The 17,007-nt window shown below is 44.9% G+C and carries 18 protein-coding genes; 3 read left to right on the top strand and 15 right to left on the bottom strand.

What is annotated here, in order from left to right; translation table 11 throughout:
• Positions 1-119: 119 nt before the first annotated feature.
• A complete protein-coding gene (lpdA, locus tag TCA2_RS08140; protein WP_047911070.1) occupies positions 120-1,541 on the bottom strand; it encodes a dihydrolipoyl dehydrogenase in 1,422 nt (473 codons plus the stop codon).
• A gap of 155 nt (positions 1,542-1,696) precedes the next feature.
• On the opposite strand from lpdA, the gene TCA2_RS08135 reads away from it, so the two are divergent.
• Both TCA2_RS08135 and TCA2_RS08130 read left to right on the top strand, forming a co-directional pair.
• On the top strand, positions 1,697-1,987 hold the full coding sequence (locus TCA2_RS08135) for a DUF2627 domain-containing protein (protein ID WP_047911069.1): 291 nt from the start codon (positions 1,697-1,699) through the stop codon (positions 1,985-1,987).
• Between the two features lie 81 nt (positions 1,988-2,068).
• On the top strand, positions 2,069-2,443 hold the full coding sequence (locus tag TCA2_RS08130; protein ID WP_047911068.1) for a potassium channel family protein: 375 nt from the start codon (positions 2,069-2,071) through the stop codon (positions 2,441-2,443).
• A 51-nt stretch (positions 2,444-2,494) separates the two neighbouring features.
• Here the strand turns inward: TCA2_RS08130 and TCA2_RS08125 are convergent, their stop codons facing one another.
• Positions 2,495-2,713: a hypothetical protein gene (locus TCA2_RS08125; RefSeq protein ID WP_047911067.1), complete on the bottom strand. Its 219-nt coding sequence runs from the start codon at positions 2,711-2,713 to the stop codon at positions 2,495-2,497.
• 199 nt (positions 2,714-2,912) lie between these two features.
• On the opposite strand from TCA2_RS08125, the gene TCA2_RS08120 reads away from it, so the two are divergent.
• Positions 2,913-3,506: a thymidine kinase gene (locus TCA2_RS08120; RefSeq protein WP_081872313.1), complete on the top strand. Its 594-nt coding sequence runs from the start codon at positions 2,913-2,915 to the stop codon at positions 3,504-3,506.
• Positions 3,507-3,667: 161 nt separating this feature from the next.
• Here the strand turns inward: TCA2_RS08120 and TCA2_RS08115 are convergent, their stop codons facing one another.
• The 13 genes from TCA2_RS08115 to nusB form a co-directional block, all read right to left on the bottom strand.
• Positions 3,668-4,141 (bottom strand): hypothetical protein, encoded by a 474-nt coding sequence (locus TCA2_RS08115; RefSeq protein WP_047911066.1) that lies wholly within the window; start codon positions 4,139-4,141, stop codon positions 3,668-3,670.
• Between the two features lie 524 nt (positions 4,142-4,665).
• The gene (gene spo0A, locus TCA2_RS08105) at positions 4,666-5,475 is read right to left on the bottom strand and encodes a sporulation transcription factor Spo0A (RefSeq protein WP_047911064.1); all 810 of its coding nucleotides are present in this window, start codon (positions 5,473-5,475) and stop codon (positions 4,666-4,668) included.
• Between the two features lie 191 nt (positions 5,476-5,666).
• Positions 5,667-7,007 carry a SpoIVB peptidase gene (gene spoIVB, locus TCA2_RS08100; RefSeq protein WP_047911063.1) on the bottom strand — a complete coding sequence of 447 codons (1,341 nt, stop codon included), beginning with the start codon at positions 7,005-7,007 and terminating at the stop codon, positions 5,667-5,669.
• Positions 7,008-7,126: 119 nt separating this feature from the next.
• Positions 7,127-8,848 carry a DNA repair protein RecN gene (recN, locus tag TCA2_RS08095; protein WP_047911062.1) on the bottom strand — a complete coding sequence of 574 codons (1,722 nt, stop codon included), beginning with the start codon at positions 8,846-8,848 and terminating at the stop codon, positions 7,127-7,129.
• Between the two features lie 141 nt (positions 8,849-8,989).
• On the bottom strand, positions 8,990-9,439 hold the full coding sequence (gene ahrC, locus TCA2_RS08090) for a transcriptional regulator AhrC/ArgR (RefSeq protein WP_047911061.1): 450 nt from the start codon (positions 9,437-9,439) through the stop codon (positions 8,990-8,992).
• A 25-nt stretch (positions 9,440-9,464) separates the two neighbouring features.
• Positions 9,465-9,950, bottom strand: coding sequence for a hypothetical protein (locus TCA2_RS08085; RefSeq protein WP_047911060.1), 486 nt, complete (start codon positions 9,948-9,950; stop codon positions 9,465-9,467).
• Between the two features lie 118 nt (positions 9,951-10,068).
• On the bottom strand, positions 10,069-10,893 hold the full coding sequence (locus TCA2_RS08080) for a TlyA family RNA methyltransferase (RefSeq protein WP_047911059.1): 825 nt from the start codon (positions 10,891-10,893) through the stop codon (positions 10,069-10,071).
• Positions 10,894-11,028: 135 nt separating this feature from the next.
• Positions 11,029-12,936 carry a 1-deoxy-D-xylulose-5-phosphate synthase gene (gene dxs, locus TCA2_RS08075; RefSeq protein WP_047911058.1) on the bottom strand — a complete coding sequence of 636 codons (1,908 nt, stop codon included), beginning with the start codon at positions 12,934-12,936 and terminating at the stop codon, positions 11,029-11,031.
• Positions 12,937-13,069: 133 nt separating this feature from the next.
• On the bottom strand, positions 13,070-13,972 hold the full coding sequence (locus TCA2_RS08070; RefSeq protein ID WP_341180734.1) for a polyprenyl synthetase family protein: 903 nt from the start codon (positions 13,970-13,972) through the stop codon (positions 13,070-13,072).
• Positions 13,969-14,223, bottom strand: coding sequence for an exodeoxyribonuclease VII small subunit (gene xseB / locus TCA2_RS08065; protein ID WP_047911056.1), 255 nt, complete (start codon positions 14,221-14,223; stop codon positions 13,969-13,971). The genes TCA2_RS08070 and xseB overlap by 4 nt, the downstream gene beginning before the upstream one ends.
• Positions 14,213-15,523, bottom strand: coding sequence for an exodeoxyribonuclease VII large subunit (gene xseA, locus TCA2_RS08060; protein WP_238546328.1), 1,311 nt, complete (start codon positions 15,521-15,523; stop codon positions 14,213-14,215). The genes xseB and xseA overlap by 11 nt, the downstream gene beginning before the upstream one ends.
• A gap of 66 nt (positions 15,524-15,589) precedes the next feature.
• On the bottom strand, positions 15,590-16,447 hold the full coding sequence (gene folD, locus TCA2_RS08055; RefSeq protein WP_047911055.1) for a bifunctional methylenetetrahydrofolate dehydrogenase/methenyltetrahydrofolate cyclohydrolase FolD: 858 nt from the start codon (positions 16,445-16,447) through the stop codon (positions 15,590-15,592).
• 66 nt (positions 16,448-16,513) lie between these two features.
• Positions 16,514-16,966, bottom strand: a complete 453-nt coding sequence (nusB, locus tag TCA2_RS08050) for a transcription antitermination factor NusB (RefSeq protein WP_047911054.1) — start codon at positions 16,964-16,966, stop codon at positions 16,514-16,516.
• Positions 16,967-17,007: the final 41 nt, after the last annotated feature.

The raw sequence follows: 17,007 nt of genomic DNA, 5'->3' as shown, positions 1-17,007 counted from the left end.
TCTTAAAACCTGGTACTAAGACTTGGCTTAAATTCATTATACTCGTTTTCTTTCCAAAAAGAAAAGACGTTTTGAAGTTTGTTGATATTTCGTTTGATACTAACACTTGATGTTTCATGTTACATGCCAATTGCATTACCATCCACGTCCAGCATCGCTTCGCCAATAATTTCGGACAAGGATGGATGTGGATGAATCAGTTGTCCAACTTCCCATGGAGTAGCATCCAGCAGCATGGCCAGCGCAGCTTCGCTGATCATATCCGTCACATGCGTACCGATAAGATGGACCCCTAGAATATCATTTGTGGCCTCATCTGCGATAACCTTCGCAAATCCGTCCCGATTGCCATAAACCAGCGATTTTCCAATGGCTTGAAACGGAAATTTCCCTGTCTTGACCGAGAAGCCGAGCTCCCTTGCCTGCTGTTCTGTGTAGCCTACACTCGCTGCCTCTGGTCTTGAATAGATGGCACGCGGAATGAGGTGGTCAGGTGACACATGCATGGCAGCATCAGCGATGTGATTGACAGCACGAATGCCTTCATGGCTCGCTGCATGAGCAAGCTGAAGTCCCCCTATGCAATCACCGATTGCATAAATATGCGGCTCCCCTGTCTGCAAATTGCCATTCACTTGGATGAAGCCGTTCTTTGTTTTGATATCGGTATTCTCTATACCGATTCCTTCCACATTGGCCGTACGTCCAACCGATACGAGAATTTGAGAAGCCATAAGCGTCTCTGTTCCCTTTTTTGTCTTCATCTCAATTGCAGCTCGTCCATCCTGTATACCATATGTCGATGGCTCGACAGCTGCGCCGGTAACAACCCTCACTCCGCGCTTCGTCAGCTGCCGCTGCATCTCAGCAGCGATGTCCCCATCCTCCTGCGGCAGAATTTGGTCCGCAGCCTCCACCACGGTTACCTTCACATCAAAATCATTCAGCATAGAAGCCCATTCAATCCCAATAACGCCTCCGCCTACGATGATGATCGATTCCGGAAGCTCCTCCAGATTCAGTGCCTCGTCACTACTGAGGATATACCGGCCATCCGGCTCGAGTCCCGGCAATATTCTTGGACGAGAACCTGTCGCAATAATAAGATGGCTGGGAACGACATTCTCCATTTCCCCATTGTCCAGCTCCACAGCCACAGCGCCGCTCTTCGGAGAGAAGATAGAGGGGCCAACGACTCTGCCTTTGCCCTGCAGCACGGTAATTTTATTTTTGCGCATCAGATACTGGACCCCTTGGTGAAGCTGTTCCACCACTGCATTTTTGCGTTCCTGTACTTTAGGGAATACAAGTGTGGCCTCTGTGGTCTCAATCCCATAGCTGGCACTATCTTTAATCTCTGCATACACTTCAGCACTCCGCAGCAATGATTTACTCGGAATGCAGCCCTTATGAAGGCAGGTACCCCCTAATTTGTCTTTCTCGATGAGGACAACCTCTTTACCGAGCTGTGCAGCGCGAATCGCGGCTACGTATCCGCCCGTTCCCCCGCCTAATATAGCGACATCGCAATGAATTGCCATGATTATAAAATCCTCCAATCTATCGTAACTAACCAATATAGCATTATTGTACTCTTCTGCTTATTGAATAACAAAAATCCTGCTTCCAATAGACAGTTACTAGAAGACAAGGTATCATATAGAAAATACGCGCGAATGAAAAGGGGTATCTCCTTATGCGGCTAATGCTTTCCCGATTTATCGCCATAATCATTCTTGTCATTCCTGGCCTTGGAGCCATGAAGGGCTTCCTTATGATGAAAGACTCCTTGTTTCACTATTATGCAGAGCATGGAAATGATGAGGTAGCCAGACCTGCCTTTGAGTGGCTTTCTTTTTCACTCGGACTTGTACTATTCGGCTGCTGTATGACGTTTCTTGGCGGCTGGATCCTGTTCCGTGACCGCAAACGTAATTATGTAGGTCCACGCTTCAAAGGTAAACGAAACACCGATACGGCCTCATAGTATATTCATGGCTTAACCTTCTCCCCGTATTCCGGTATAATGTTCTATTAACATCTTATACGGATAGGAGACGTTTTTTACATGATATCCTTCATATTAACCCTCAAAAGATTGCTGCAAGGCATTTATCACGGCTTCAAGGACAAAAAGTTTCTAGCTCTGTTCGTTGTTATGCTTGCGACACTGCTTTCAGGTACTATTTTTTATTCCAGCGCAGAAGGATGGGACTGGATTGACGCCTTGTACTTCTCTGCTGTGACATTAACGACGGTGGGTCATCCAGAGCTTTCACCGCAAACGACCTTTGCCAAAATCTTTACCGTGATTTATATGTTTGCAGGCATCGGTATCACATTTGGGATGATCGCCCGGATCACTCTTGGCATCATCGTGCCTGATCGGTTGTCCGCCAAACCTAAAGAAGTCGTGCCTGTGGAATCTCCTGATGATAAATAAAATTCCACTTTTCGTCTCTTCCCAATGGAAGAGATTTTTTATTAACACTCCTTACTCCATCAGAGCATCCCGCAATTTCGAGTTCATTCTATTGCTGTTTCCGGATTGCTTGAGTATCACTTTCCGCAGTCGTTCATTCTGACCTGCCGTGTGCTCCAGCTCGTCCAGTATTTCTTCAAACAATTTAGAAGCCGGCTCTGACAGCTCAGCATGATCGCGTAGCTGCTCATATTTCTGTCGCAGCTTCTGTACATTATTATCGTTATTCACTGTTATTTCACCTCAACTTTAAAACAATACCACGGGGTATGCTTCACTTCCAAGTATTACTTCCTAAATGATGATAAAAAAGTGGCTTCTACGCATTTGAATGTGTTAATCTAGAATGGCACTTTTTTTCAATACTTAACTGAATCCATTTTAATTATATTTATAGCGGAATAGTAACAGAGAGAGGAAGATTATTACCGTGCCTAAAGGTCGCATTACTGTCATTACAGGTCCCATGTTCAGCGAGAAATCAGGTGAGCTTATTCGACGCTGTCAAAAATTAATCAAGTATGGACGACGCAAAGTAGTCGCTTATAAGCCTGCAGAAGATGATCGTTTTGAAGTCAATGAAATCGTAAGCCGAATTGGTTATAAGCTGCCTGCCATTGCCATTCCTAAACAGCTGACTCCTAACATTATAAAACAAATCATGACCGAAACCGAGGATGCTGATGTGGTTGCTTTTGATGAAGTACAGTTTTTCAGCCGTGAAATTATGGATATTGTGGAGGAACTGGCCTACTGTGGAAAGCATGTCATCGTCGATGGATTAAATATGGATTATCGTGGAAAGGAGTTCGGCTATATCGGCGGATTACTAGCTATTTCCGATGACATTGAAAAGTTAACTGCCTTTTGTGCGGTATGCGGAAGTCCTGAGGCTGTATTCACTCAAAGAATTGTCAATGGAGAACCTGTGACACTCGGACCGGTCATCATGATCGGGGATTCAGAAGCCTATGAGCCGAGATGCAGAAAATGCTTCGTACCTCCCCATAAGGTTAAGTGCTAGATATCCATTAGGGGAAATAGGCAAATACTCGCTTTGCATCAAACTTCGATTAGAATGAGAATCAGCACCTAATAAAAAGGAGTGTCCGTATGAAATGTCGGTCACTCCTTTTTATATTTCGGCTGTCGGACAAGCCTCATCACCATATTGGACTCGCATGGCTATTCTCTTGTCACGAAATATTTATTGGTCATGTAATATGCATCTCCTCGTGACGTTTCCACCATGCCCTTCTTCATATCGAGGAATACAATTTCCTTACATTTAGTGCAGTACCACTTCGTTCGCTTATAAGGAGATTCCGTTACATAAGCGGTTCCGCATTTGCAATCAATCTTCATCAGAATTTCGTTCGCGCGGTATGCGGTAGATAAACGATCCATATTGTCCTGTTGTACCGGCATAATCACATTCTGATAATCTGAAAATTGATTATGAACTTTAAAATCCGATACGAGTGTTGGATTCAATCCAAAGAACTCTTTACCAATCTCAGCAATGAATTTCGTATCGCTTTTATAGCATTGGAGCCAATCCTGAATTTGCTTGCTAGACAAAGGAACGGTCCCCTTAATTCCGCTGCTTAGTGTGTATGTCATGATGTATAACGTATCGTCTTGTCTACTTGAGTACATTAGAATCCTCCTTATTCTCTGCTAATGTACTACAATTGTAAAACGAAAGCAAAGCAAAATGTAATGTAATAACCACCAATAATACCATAACGCTCCTTATGTGGTTAATTGTCATAGCGGAAGCATTTTTTGAGTGTTTGAATTCCCCCTTACACTCTTTACACATACCGGTAACATTTCCACTTGGGTCTGAGTAAAATCGAAGCTCACCTTTTTTATTACATTTGGAGCACTTTTGTAATGTACGCTGTTTCCGAACATTCTTCAAGTAAATGACATTGCTCCTTAACTTGGCTCGCTGCCTCTTCTTCCATCTCAGGACAGTAATGATTATAATAACGACCGCAACGCTAATCATCATATACATCATCAGCGTACCCTCGCTCCCCTGTGTCTTTTCCCTAGAAAAAGCGCCTACCTCCAATTTCGGCAAGCGCATGTATATTTATTCATTTACGTCTATCTCAGGACAAGGAAAACCATAACAGATCATATGCACTGCTTATTTATCTATCTTTATCCTTTCAAGACACTTTATGTTCGATTCTCAGCTTATCCGCTACCATCGCAATGAATTCGCTGTTCGTTGGCTTGGATTTGCTGATGTTGATGGTGTAACCAAATAAATGACTTATGGAATCAATATTCCCTCTTGTCCAAGCGACTTCAATCGCATGACGTATAGCTCGCTCGACTCGGGATGGTGTTGTTTTAAATTTCTCAGCGATCGCAGGATACAATGTTTTGGTAATTGCGCCCAAGATCTCGATGTTGTTGTAAACCATCGTAATCGCTTCACGCAAATACTGATAGCCTTTGATGTGAGCAGGCACACCAATCTCATGAATAATCGATGTAATGCTTGCATCCAGATTTTTTGTTTTTCCGATTGGAACGACATTTGACTTGTTGGAGGAGGAGATTACTTGTGAGCTGCTGCTTGTAATGGTTTGAGTACCAATGAGCTGACGAACACGATTTGCCAACACTTCCATATCAAATGGTTTCAAAATGTAATACGAAGCTCCTAATTGAACAGCTCTTTGCGTTATGTTCTCCTGACCAAATGCAGTTAACATAATCACTTTAGGCTGCGGTGACAAATCCATCTCGCGCAAACGCTCCAGAACACCAAGGCCATCCAAATGCGGCATAATAATATCAAGTATCAAAACGTCAGGAACGGTTCTTCCGTCACTAAGCAGCTGAAGAACTTCCTCGCCATTATAAGCGATTCCCGTTACCTCCATATCCTCTTGCTCCGATATATATTCAGCCAGCAGATTCGTGAACTCTCTGTTATCATCAGCCAATAATACTTCGATTTTTTGCAAGTGTATTTCCTCCCTTAGACGATTATTGATTTGTCATTCCCTTACCTCTTTAGATTTTCGACATAGGGGAGGAAAATCCTTCTGTCGAAAATTATTTTTCTTTATTTTTTATATGCGTTGATTTATAATATTTTATTTTATTTCAATTTATGATGAAGTTCTTATTATTTCGACAAAAAAATCTTAAGGCTCTAACTGGCCTTAAGATTCGTTGTTTGTTTTTTCTGAGGAATGACCACACCAGCATCCTGCAGCATCCATTCAATAAAACACCCATATCCTGACGTTGGGTCGTTCACGAACACGTGAGTAACCGCGCCAATCAATTTCCCATTCTGCACAATCGGGCTTCCACTCATGCCTTGAACAATCCCACCTGTTTTGTTAATGAGACGTTTATCTGTAATTCGAATAACCATCCCTTTGGTTGCCGGCTGCGACTGATCTGATACATGAACGATATCGACTGTAAAGCGTTCAACCTTCTGCCCGTCGACAACAGTAAGAATTTCTGCTGGACCTTCTTTCACTTCATGAGCAAAGGCAACAGGAATCGGTTTACCATATAGGCTGTGCTCTGGATTATCTGACATTTTGCCAAAAATACCAAAATGAGTATTGCGCTCAATGTTACCGAGAATCTTGCTCTCTTTATAGAAATGAGCTCTCTTCTCTCCAGGATCTCCAGATTCACTCTTGGATATCGAGGTAACATTGGATTGGACAATCTCTCCACTACCCACAACAATCGGAGTTTGTGTGTTCATGTCCGTAATTACGTGACCTAATGCTCCATACACACCTTGATCGGGAGCATAGAAGGTTAAAGTCCCTACACCAGCTGCTGAATCTCTAATGTAGAGTCCAAGCCGCCATACCTGATCTTCTTCGTCAAATGCTGGTGTAAGCTTGGTCTTCAACACTTTTCCTTGACGAGTTAGCGTAATCTCAATAGGCTTCTTAGACTTCCCAGCTTCAAGAACTGCATCTGCCACTCCATTGACCCCAGTTAACGATTTTCCATTCATATGGGTAATCAAATCACCGAGCTTAATACCCGCGGTTTCTCCAGGAGATATCGGTGTCTTATTAGCGGAATGAACCAAATGATGACCCACCACTAATATCCCTGCTGATTTTACTTTGACACCAATAGTTTGGCCGCCTGGCACAACCTTGAGATCAGGAACGACCGTGACATCCGTTGTTTTGAACGGAATTTTGCCAAATAGCTTCCAAGTAAGCTTGGTCGCACCTTCACGCTGCGGATACAGATGAACAGAGTGGGACTTGGATTCATCCTTAAGACCGCCGCCATTCTTACTGAGATTGACTTGCAGAACTTCAGGATGTTCAGACACACTTGCATCGACTGGAGCTGCTACTTTAAGATCCGTTTCGCGTCCGGCAAACAGATGAAGCTCATCCGGCAAAGATGCGTAACTAAATACGGGCAATAGGGTCTGTCCAATAAGACAGATAGAGAAGACAACAATAAGACCGATTAGTTTCTTTCCAAGGCTAGGCTTCAAGTGGCTGTCACGCTCCCTTTGCTTCGTTCGCTTGACGAAAGGTGGTCGCCAATTGCGTAACTATAACATAACCTTGGCCAGGTCCTTTTATTACTGTCAATCATTGTTCCGTACAGCAGTTATGCCCCTTTTTTGGCTTCAGCAAGTTTCAGCATTTCTTGAGCATGATGCAATGTCTTTTCTGTAATTTCAACACCGCCCAGCATACGGGCAAGCTCTGTCACTCTGCCCTGTTCTGATAAGGACTCGACCTGCGTCATTGTCCGTTCATCGTGGACATTCTTCTCAATGAGATATTGATGATCTGCCATACATGCAACTTGAGGTAAATGTGTTATTGAGAACACTTGGCATGTTGAGGACAAAATAAACAATTTCTCAGCAATCGACTGAGCTGCCCTGCCGCTGACACCTGTATCAACTTCATCAAATATGAGAACCGGTATTTGATCGTGGCGTGCAAATATGCTTTTTAGAGCCAGCATAATACGCGACATTTCACCTCCGGATGCAATTTTGCCTAATGGTCTTAGGGGCTCTCCAGGGTTAGCTGAAATGAGAAACTCTACATTGTCTATTCCATGCTTGGTTATTCGAATGCGCTTCCCTTTCCACTCCACACCCTTAGGATCTTCCATAATGGAAATCTGGGCACGCATTGTAGTTCGCTCCATTTGCAGATCCTTGAGCTCACGCTCCACCTGATTGGACAGCTCTTCAGCACAAATTTTGCGTGCCTCACTCATCTCTTCTGCAGTTTCCAATAATCCCTCTAATAATTGATTACGCTCTGCAAGCAGTTTCTCTAAGCGTTCATCTTTATTTTCCAAATGATCGGTTTCCCGTTCAATCTGAACATAATACTGAAGTATGGATTCTACACTTTCACCATATTTACGCTTCAATCCGGTAATCATATTAAGGCGCTCTTCGACCTCCGATAACCGAACAGGATTAAATTCGATCCCATCCCGGTAGCTCCGCAGCTGAAATGCCGCATCCTCCAGTTGATAAAATGCAGATTGAAGCTGTTCCAGTATGGGATGAATACCTTTGTGATCATATTCATTAATATCTTCGAGCTTCGAGATCGCGTAGCTCACGGCTTCGAGTCCCTGTGAACCATGAAGCAGCTCATACGCACCTGATACCGAATCCATCATCTTTTCGCTATGAGATAGTTTGACCCTTTCTTCGGCGAGGGATTCATCTTCACCGGGAACAAGGCTCGCAGCTGCAATTTCTTCCAGCTGAAATCGATACATATCAAGCATTTGATATGCTTTTTGACTGGATTCCTGAAGCTGTCTAAGCTCCTTCTCTACTTTGACAAAAGCTCTGTATTGCTCACTATACTTTATCTTGATGGGTCGAATGATCGTTTCTCCGTATGTATCGAGCAGACCTAAATGCTTCTCTGCTCTAAGTAAACTCTGGTGCTCATGCTGTCCATGGATATTAATTAATTGTTCTCCGATTTCGCGAAGCATTGTCAGATTCACGAGCTGACCATTGATCCGGGATACGCTCTTACCGGAAACTGTAAGCTCACGGCGAATAACCAGATGTTCATCCGGCTCCGCCTGTATTCCGAGCTCGGTAAGCGTGTTCCATACGGGGTGATGAGCAGAAAGCTCAAATAAGGCCTCCATCTCGGCCTTGTCACAGCCATAGCGGATTAAATCTGCGGAGCCTCGTCCTCCTGCAATCAGTCCCAAAGCATCTATAATAATTGATTTACCTGCGCCCGTCTCCCCGGTCAACACGTGAAATCCTGAATGAAAATGTACATCAACTGCTTCAATAACGGCTAAATTTCGGATTGATAATGTGGAAAGCATGTTCCAACACCTCCAATGATAACTGTGGCAGCCCTTCTACAGGGAAGGGAACACCTGTTGCTATTTTCATCTTCGATGTATACTTTACACTATTTCTCACCAAAAAGAAACATACGTTCGTCTGTTTTTTTGAAATTTTGATTAAGAAATGTAACTCATGATTTGATTGATAACCGTCTTGCTGTTCTCTTCATTTCTGCATATTACCAGGATGGTATCATCACCGCTGATCGTACCCATAATTTCCGGCCACTCAATGCTGTCAAGAAGTGCGGCCACCGAATTGGCCGTGCCTGGCAAAAACTTCATGACCACCAGATTTGTCGTATAATCGACGCTGAGAAAATTATCAACCAGGGCCCGTTTCAATTTTTGTCCTGGGTTATATCTCTGGTCCGTAGGGAGTGAATATTTATACCTTCCATCGTCGGTCGGAATTTTTATGAGCAGCAATTCCTTAATATCACGAGATACAGTTGCCTGAGTTACCTGATAACCTGCCTGCCGTAATGCCTCGACAAGGTCATCCTGAGTCTCAATGTCATTTTGACTAATTATTTCCCTGATTTTGATGTGTCGTTGTCCCTTCATACTTGCCTCCATCCAATGCTATAAATTAATATTCGTCTTCATGCTCCCAAATATAATCATCTTCATCTATAAGCGTGATTAGCTTCAAGTTATTATCGTCCGTATCTACATACAGTAAACCGTTACAGTTCGGGTACAGCAGCAAATAGGGCAGCAGGCGGTCTCTAAGTCCAGAGCCTGTCCATTCCTGCGGCATCCGGCTTCTCGAGGTCTTCACAATGAACACCTCATCTTCTTTCTCTGCCACGTAATCAATGAACAGCCGGCTGTACAGAGTCTGTTTATCTACCTGGAAGGTCAGCGGGACTTTAAGTCTTCCTCCAATGACCTCATAACCTTCTCTTTCCAAAATTTCGAGTGCGGGATGCTCTTGAATTTCTTCATTGAGTACAAGCTCTGGCAGCTGTTCAGGAACCGGCTCCTGAAGCCATCTGCGAATGCCATACAACACCCAGAATACAATAATGATCCCGAGAAAAGCGATAACAAATTTATCATATTGGCCTTCCATCCATCTCACCTCTCACAAGGAGATATTCGTTAACCAGAAAAAATATCCTCTTGTGAATTTAGGAAATGCGCTGGTTTTATGAATCCAGCAAAAGAAACCCATCTAAAAAAGATGAGTTTCAATGAAAGGTATGGCTCGCTTCGTTAACCACGGCCTCAATCAGATGATCAATATCAGGTCCCGCAGATTCCACATCTTCTCCACCAAGACGCCAATGGGCCAAAAACTCAATATTTCCTTCTCCACCTGTAATCGGCGAGAATGTCAAATCAGACAATGCCAGGCCAAGCTCACTTCCGTATTCGAGAAGAGAACGCAGAACCTCTGCATGGACCTTGGGATCTTTGACAACCCCTGTCTTCGGAACTTTTTCTCTTCCCGCCTCAAACTGCGGCTTGATCAAGGCTACAATATCAGCCGGCTGCTTAAGCAGCTGAATAAGAGGTGGAAGTATAATCTTTAAAGAGATGAAGGATACATCAATGCTCGCGGTATCCGGTACAGGACCTGTCAAATGCTCAGGTGTCACATACCTAAAATTGGTTCTTTCCATAACCGTGACCTGTGGATGGTTGCGAAGCGACCAATCCAATTGATTGTAACCTACATCGATCGCATACACATGTGATGCACCATGCTGCAGTGCACAATCTGTAAACCCGCCTGTTGAAGAACCAATATCAAGCATCGTTCGCCCTTTCATCTCAATATGGAATTGACGAATTGCTTTTTCCAGCTTAAGTCCTCCGCGCCCCACATAAGGATGTACTGCGCCTTTCACTCGAATGACAGCCTCACGGGGAATTTTCATTCCTGGTTTCTCAATGCGTTCTTCATTGGCATAGACCAGACCTGCCATAATTGCTGCCTTGGCCTTCTCGCGGCTTTCGTAATATCCCTGCTCTACCAGCAGGACATCCATTCTTTCTTTGGGAACTGACATAATTTCTCCTGTCGTGTAGATTAAACCACATAGCTATAGAGCCCAATATGAGCATAACTGCCCTTATTGGACTCTATAATTCTCGGGCTTGGTTTATATCATTTCATCTTCTAAATTTTTACGGAAACACATTCATCATGAAGGTGTGCTGGTCTTTGGAAGATCATAGGCGAACTCAAGCTTCAGCTTCCGCATCTCTTCAATAACCGCCTGTACCGTAAGCCCCACTTCCTCGCGCTGCTCCTTGACACTTCCGTGCTCGATGAACTCATCCGGGATTCCCATGATGTGAATCTTGGTGTCGTACAGCCCTGCTTCTGAATAGAATTCAAGAATACTGCTTCCGAGGCTCCCCGCTGCAGATGCTTCTTCCAGCACGATCATTTTCGTGTCGTTCGCATGTAAGGATACCAGCATCTCTTGATCCAGTGGTTTAAAGAATCTGGCATTAATGACACTTACCTGCATTCCCTCACGTTTCAGCAGCTCTGCCGCTTCTTCCGCAATTGGAATCATAGGTCCAGCTGCAATGATCGCGTAATTCTCCCCTTGCCGCAGAGTTTCCCATGAACCAATCGGAATGGACTTCAGCTCTGGATCAAGCGGCACACCCAATCCATTCAATCTTGGATATCGATAAGCGATTGGACCCTCATTGTAATCCAGCGCTGTCTTCATCATATGTCTCAGCTCATTCTCATCCTTCGGCATCATCACCACAATATTTGGAATATGACGTAAGAACGCCACATCATAAACACCTTGGTGCGTTTCGCCATCCGAGCCGACAAAGCCAGCCCGATCAATTGCAAACATCACATTCGCATTATGTCGGCAAATATCATGGACGATCTGATCATATGCACGCTGCATGAAGGTCGAGTAAACTGCAAATACCGGCTTTAATCCTTCCATTGCCAGCGCTGCACACATCGTTGCTGCATGCTGTTCCGCGATCCCAACATCAACCATCCGTTCAGGGAATTCCTTGCTGAATGGAATGAGTCCTGAACCTCCCGGCATGGCCGGAGTAACAGCGACGATCCGCTCATCTTCTCTAGCGAGCTCAATGAGTGTTTCTCCAAATACGTCGGTATACATGGGATTGCCTACGGATTTAAGCACTTGTCCTGATTCGATCTTATACGGCGAAATACCGTGCCATTTGAAAGAATCCGCCTCAGCCGGTTTATATCCCTTGCCTTTGGTGGTCAGAACGTGAACGAATACCGGGCCATTGACATTGTCCGCCTGTCTGAAGGTCTCGATCAGCTTAGACATATCATGCCCGTCAACCGGTCCTAGATAAGTAAAGCCTAGTTCTTCAAATAACACACCCGGAACCATCATATATTTCAAGCTGTCTTTGAGCCGGCCTGCAGACTTCGCAAGTGTACCGCCGATTGCCGGAATCTTACGCAATACAAGCTCAACTTCATCCTTGGCTTTCAAATAATGTCTGTCCGATCGGATCTTGCTCAAATAGTTATGCATTGCTCCAACGTTAGGAGCAATAGACATCTCATTATCGTTCAGAATGACCATGAGCTTCTTCTGTTCATGTCCGATATGGTTCAACGCTTCAAAAGCCATACCGCCAGTCAGGGCTCCGTCCCCAATAATTGCGATAACCTTGTTGTCCTCGCCTTTGAGATCCCTTGCATAAGCCATTCCCATAGCAGCTGACAAGGAAGTACTGCTGTGTCCAGCTTCCCAGACATCATGTTCACTTTCATTACGCTTAACAAAGCCTGACAGACCCTTATACTTCTTGAGCGTGTCAAATTTGTCCATACGTCCAGTCAATATTTTATGAACGTAAGCCTGGTGGCCTACATCAAATATCATTTTATCCTTAGGGCTATTATAAGCGTAGTGCAGGGCGATCGTAAGCTCTACCACTCCCAAATTGGATGCCAGGTGCCCTCCTGTACGAGAAATTGTTTCTATCAGGAACTGACGAATCTCCCCCGATAATGAAACAAGTTCATCCACAGATAATGTTTTCAGATCGTTTGGTCCCTTAATTTGTGGAAGGAGCACGTGAACCCCCCGCTTTCCTTCATAATTTTTTGTAAATTAGTTATTGTCATAGCCTACATTATACCACAATCCACTTTAAATCATAAATTTCGCCAGATAGAGGTGAATTGATGTCTATGCTTTCGCTTGACGACTAATGATCTCTCTTCATCAAATAATCCGCCAATTCCAGCAGTCGAGATGGATCAGGAATCTGTCCCGTAATCAGCGCTTCTTTTGCAGAAGACGTTAACCGCTCCACCTCAGCCAAGGATTGATCCATACCTATAAAGAACGGATAAGTTACTTTTTGCTGGTTCACATCACTCTGTGTCTTCTTGCCCAGCTTCTGCTCATCTCCGATTAGATCGAGAATATCATCCTGAATCTGGAAGGCAAGACCAAGGTCTCTGCCGAACGAACGAAGCGCCTCCAGCTGTACATCATCTGCCCCGCCAATTCTGCCTCCAGCCATGAGGGAGAAGATGATGAGGTCGCCCGTCTTATGAAGATGAATGTATTCAAGCTGTGATAAGGAAGTCATCCCCTGCTCGCCCTCCATATCAGCCACCTGTCCTCCGACCATACCTCGTGCACCTGCATGAATAGAGAGCTCCTCCACAATAGTGAGTACGCGATCTGACGGAATATTGAACTTGCGAGCTGCCTGAATCACGCTGTAAAAAGCATGGGTGAGGAGTGCATCACCTGCAAGAATAGCCATCGCTTCCCCGTATACCTTATGATTGGTCAAACGTCCCCTGCGATAATCGTCATTATCCATGGCGGGCAAATCATCGTGAATCAAAGAGTACGTATGTATCATCTCTACGGCAGCAGCAACGGGCAGAGCGGCTTCCCGCTCCACGCCAAATGCTTCACATGCTGCGATTACAAGCGCTGGGCGAAGTCTCTTTCCTCCGGCCATCAGCGAATACTGCATCGATTCTTTTAAATGCTCAGGAATATCCCAAGCTTCAGGAAAAACGGTTCTCAGCTCTCGCGCCATCAAGTCGGCGACATCCTGAATATACAATTCTATGGATGGTCTAGTCACAAAGAGACACCGCCTTCATCTTCATTACCTCCAAAAGGCTGCTTTCGAAACTCTCCATCCTCTTCTACGATCATTTCAATCTTACGTTCCACTTGTTCGAGCTTCTGGTTGCACATTTGAGACAGTTTCATCCCTCTTTGGAACAGCTCGATCGCCTGCTCAAGGGGAACGTCTCCCCGTTCGAGCTGGTTCACAACTTCTTCAAGCTCGGCCATCGCAGCTTCAAAATTCAGCTCCTGCTCATTTGCCATCTTCATTTGCCTCCTTTATCTCCCAGACCTGGCAGGCAAGCTGCCCATCGACCAGTTTAATTTTGACCAAGTCACCTGGAGCGACCTCTTTGGTTGATTTCACTAACTTTTTATCCTGCTCATCATATACAAGGCTGTAGCCTCTTGACATAACTTTCAGCGGACTCAGTGCATCGAGATGCCTCATATTTCCGTGCAGCTGCTGCCTACTCACCTTCACAAGAGATGTCATCGCCGTCTCTAGCTGTTTCTTGTATGACAAAATCTCCTTCTTCGCGGAAGACACCTGTGCAGAAGGGTTAAAACGAACGAGTGAGATCCGCATCCGTTCCTGCTTCTCTCTTGCAAACCTTTTACGAGAATCCATCGCCCTTGTTAACCTCATATGGAGCTGATCCAGCCTTTCCGTATGCTGCACCAGACTTCTACGCGGATTCATGAGAACCGGAGACTTGGATAAACGTTCAAGCTTATCTCGATTGTGCTTGGCTCTTGTTATCAAGCTCTGATTCAGCCTACGCTGATAACCAGCGAGTTGTTCCTTCAGCTCCATCTGATGGGGCACGGCTAGCTCTGCGGCAGCTGTCGGTGTGGCTGCTCTCACATCTGCGGTAAAATCTGCAATCGTAAAATCCGTCTCATGACCGACTGCAGAAATAACCGGAATTTCGGATCTTGCAATCGCTCTTGCTACCATTTCTTCGTTAAAGGCCCACAGCTCCTCTAATGAGCCGCCGCCACGCCCGACAATGATGACGTCAACTTCTGCCATCTCATTGACTAGATCAAGTGCACGTACGATTGAAGGTACGGCCGTCTTGCCTTGGACAAGCACAGGATATAAATAAACCTCAGCCAGTGGAAATCGGCGAGTGATAGTCGTAATAATATCTCTCACTGCCGCTCCAGTCGGTGAGGTAATCACGCCTATGGATTTAGGATAGCGGGGCAGAGGCCGCTTGCGTCCAGCCGCAAACAACCCTTCCTCGTCCAGCTTCTGTTTTAACTGCTCATAAGCCATATACAGGCTGCCAATACCGTCAGGCTGCATATGTGTTGCATAGAATTGATATTGTCCATCCCGTTCATATACGGACACATTGCCCCGTGCAATAACACGGGCGCCTTCCTTCGGAATGAAGGGCAGCCTGCGATTGTGCGTCGCAAACATGATAGACTTAATCCGGCTGCCTTCATCCTTCAGTGTAAAGTACATATGCCCGCTGGAATGATGTGTGAAATTGGAGATTTCACCACGAATCCATACATCTGTCAGGACAGAATCGGATTCCAGCTTCATTCGTATATATCGATTCAAATCTTTAATTGAATAAATGCGCTCTTCAGCCAGAGGAATCACTCCTTTTTAGACAAGACCATGAGCACGCTTAGCGGACAGCAGCGTATTCTGCATCAGCATCGTTATTGTCATAGGGCCAACTCCGCCTGGAACAGGGGTAATGGGTCCAGACACCTCTCTAGCACTCGCAAAATCCACATCGCCTGCAAGCTTTCCGTTCTCAAGCCGATTCATTCCTACATCTATAACAACGGCACCTTCCTTGATGTAGCTTGCATCGATGAAATTAGCCCGTCCAATAGCGACAACAAGAATATCAGCCTGACGTGCAATTTCTTTCATATTTGAGGTACGAGAATGACACATCGACACCGTAGCGTTCTCACGCTGAAGGAGTAGTGATACCGGTTTGCCGACAATGTTACTGCGTCCGATCACAACAGCGTGCTTGCCTGCAATCTCAATTCCTGTACGTTTGATCATCTCAATAACGCCCGCAGGTGTACATGGCAGAAGACTATCGTCCCCAATTACCAGATTACCCACATTGACAGGATGGAACCCATCCACATCTTTTTCAACCGCAATGGCATTGATTACTTTCTTCTCATCAATATGACCCGGAAGAGGCAATTGAACCAGAATACCGTTAATGCTCATTTGACGATTCAGTTTGTCAACAAGAGCAAGAAGATCCTCTTCACTTGTATCACTTGGAAGACGATGAACCTCTGAATAGAAGCCCAAATCATGGCATGCTTTTTCCTTATTGCGAACATATACTTGTGATGCAGGATCTTCGCCGACCAGTACCACGGCCAGACCTGGCACAATATTTTTTGCCTTCAGCTGCTGAACTTCTTCTGTAATCGAATTTCGAATATCTTCTGAAATTTGCTTTCCGCTAATAATTGTTGCCGTCATGTCTCTTCTCTCCCTTGGATCCAAACTTTATAAACAATCGTTATGCATTAGAATCATCTTACACTATTATTTAACACGAGCCTTCAGAGCTTCAACATCCTGAATCATTTTTCCTAATACCCCATTTACAAATTTCCCTGACTCATCTGTTCCAAAATGTTTAGAGAGCTCAATCCCTTCATTTACTGCTACCTTGGCAGGGACGTCCTCACGATACAACATCTCGTAAGCAGCCAGTCTCAGAATTTGGCGGTCTACGCGGGACAAACGGCTGACCTGCCAGCCCTTCAGATAATCAGCCAGCAGACTGTCGAGTGCTTCTTTGTTCTCCCAGATGCCGCGTACATGCTCTAGCACATAGGCATGCATTACCGCCTCATTCTTGATAACCACTTCACCTTCATTTTCTTCTGCAGCTTCCTCAAACAGCATATCCACTGCAGCTTTCGCCTCGACCTCATTCATTTCCATCTGATACAGACTTTGAACCACGATTCCCCTTGCCAAACGTCTTTTCATTTCCTGCCTCCTGCTTTCATATCTAATCTATCCGTGATTTA

Origin of the sequence: Paenibacillus sp. TCA20, from assembly GCF_000732325.1 — a bacterium.
GTDB classification, from domain to species: domain Bacteria; phylum Bacillota; class Bacilli; order Paenibacillales; family Paenibacillaceae; genus Paenibacillus; species Paenibacillus urinalis.
The sequence above is the reverse complement of the archived record's forward strand: the minus strand, read 5'-3'. Positions and strand labels throughout refer to the sequence as shown.

Coding starts and splice junctions, on each gene's coding strand:
- lpdA (WP_047911070.1), bottom strand. CDS start 1,541: ATGGCAATTCATTGCGATGTCGCTATATTAGGCGGGGGAACGGGCGGA.
- TCA2_RS08135 (WP_047911069.1), top strand. CDS start 1,697: ATGCGGCTAATGCTTTCCCGATTTATCGCCATAATCATTCTTGTCATT.
- TCA2_RS08130 (WP_047911068.1), top strand. CDS start 2,069: ATGATATCCTTCATATTAACCCTCAAAAGATTGCTGCAAGGCATTTAT.
- TCA2_RS08115 (WP_047911066.1), bottom strand. CDS start 4,141: ATGTACTCAAGTAGACAAGACGATACGTTATACATCATGACATACACA.
- recN (WP_047911062.1), bottom strand. CDS start 8,848: ATGCTTTCCACATTATCAATCCGAAATTTAGCCGTTATTGAAGCAGTT.
- ahrC (WP_047911061.1), bottom strand. CDS start 9,439: ATGAAGGGACAACGACACATCAAAATCAGGGAAATAATTAGTCAAAAT.
- TCA2_RS08085 (WP_047911060.1), bottom strand. CDS start 9,950: ATGGAAGGCCAATATGATAAATTTGTTATCGCTTTTCTCGGGATCATT.
- TCA2_RS08080 (WP_047911059.1), bottom strand. CDS start 10,893: ATGTCAGTTCCCAAAGAAAGAATGGATGTCCTGCTGGTAGAGCAGGGA.
- xseB (WP_047911056.1), bottom strand. CDS start 14,223: ATGGCAAATGAGCAGGAGCTGAATTTTGAAGCTGCGATGGCCGAGCTT.
- xseA (WP_238546328.1), bottom strand. CDS start 15,523: ATGAAGCTGGAATCCGATTCTGTCCTGACAGATGTATGGATTCGTGGT.
- folD (WP_047911055.1), bottom strand. CDS start 16,447: ATGACGGCAACAATTATTAGCGGAAAGCAAATTTCAGAAGATATTCGA.
- nusB (WP_047911054.1), bottom strand. CDS start 16,966: ATGAAAAGACGTTTGGCAAGGGGAATCGTGGTTCAAAGTCTGTATCAG.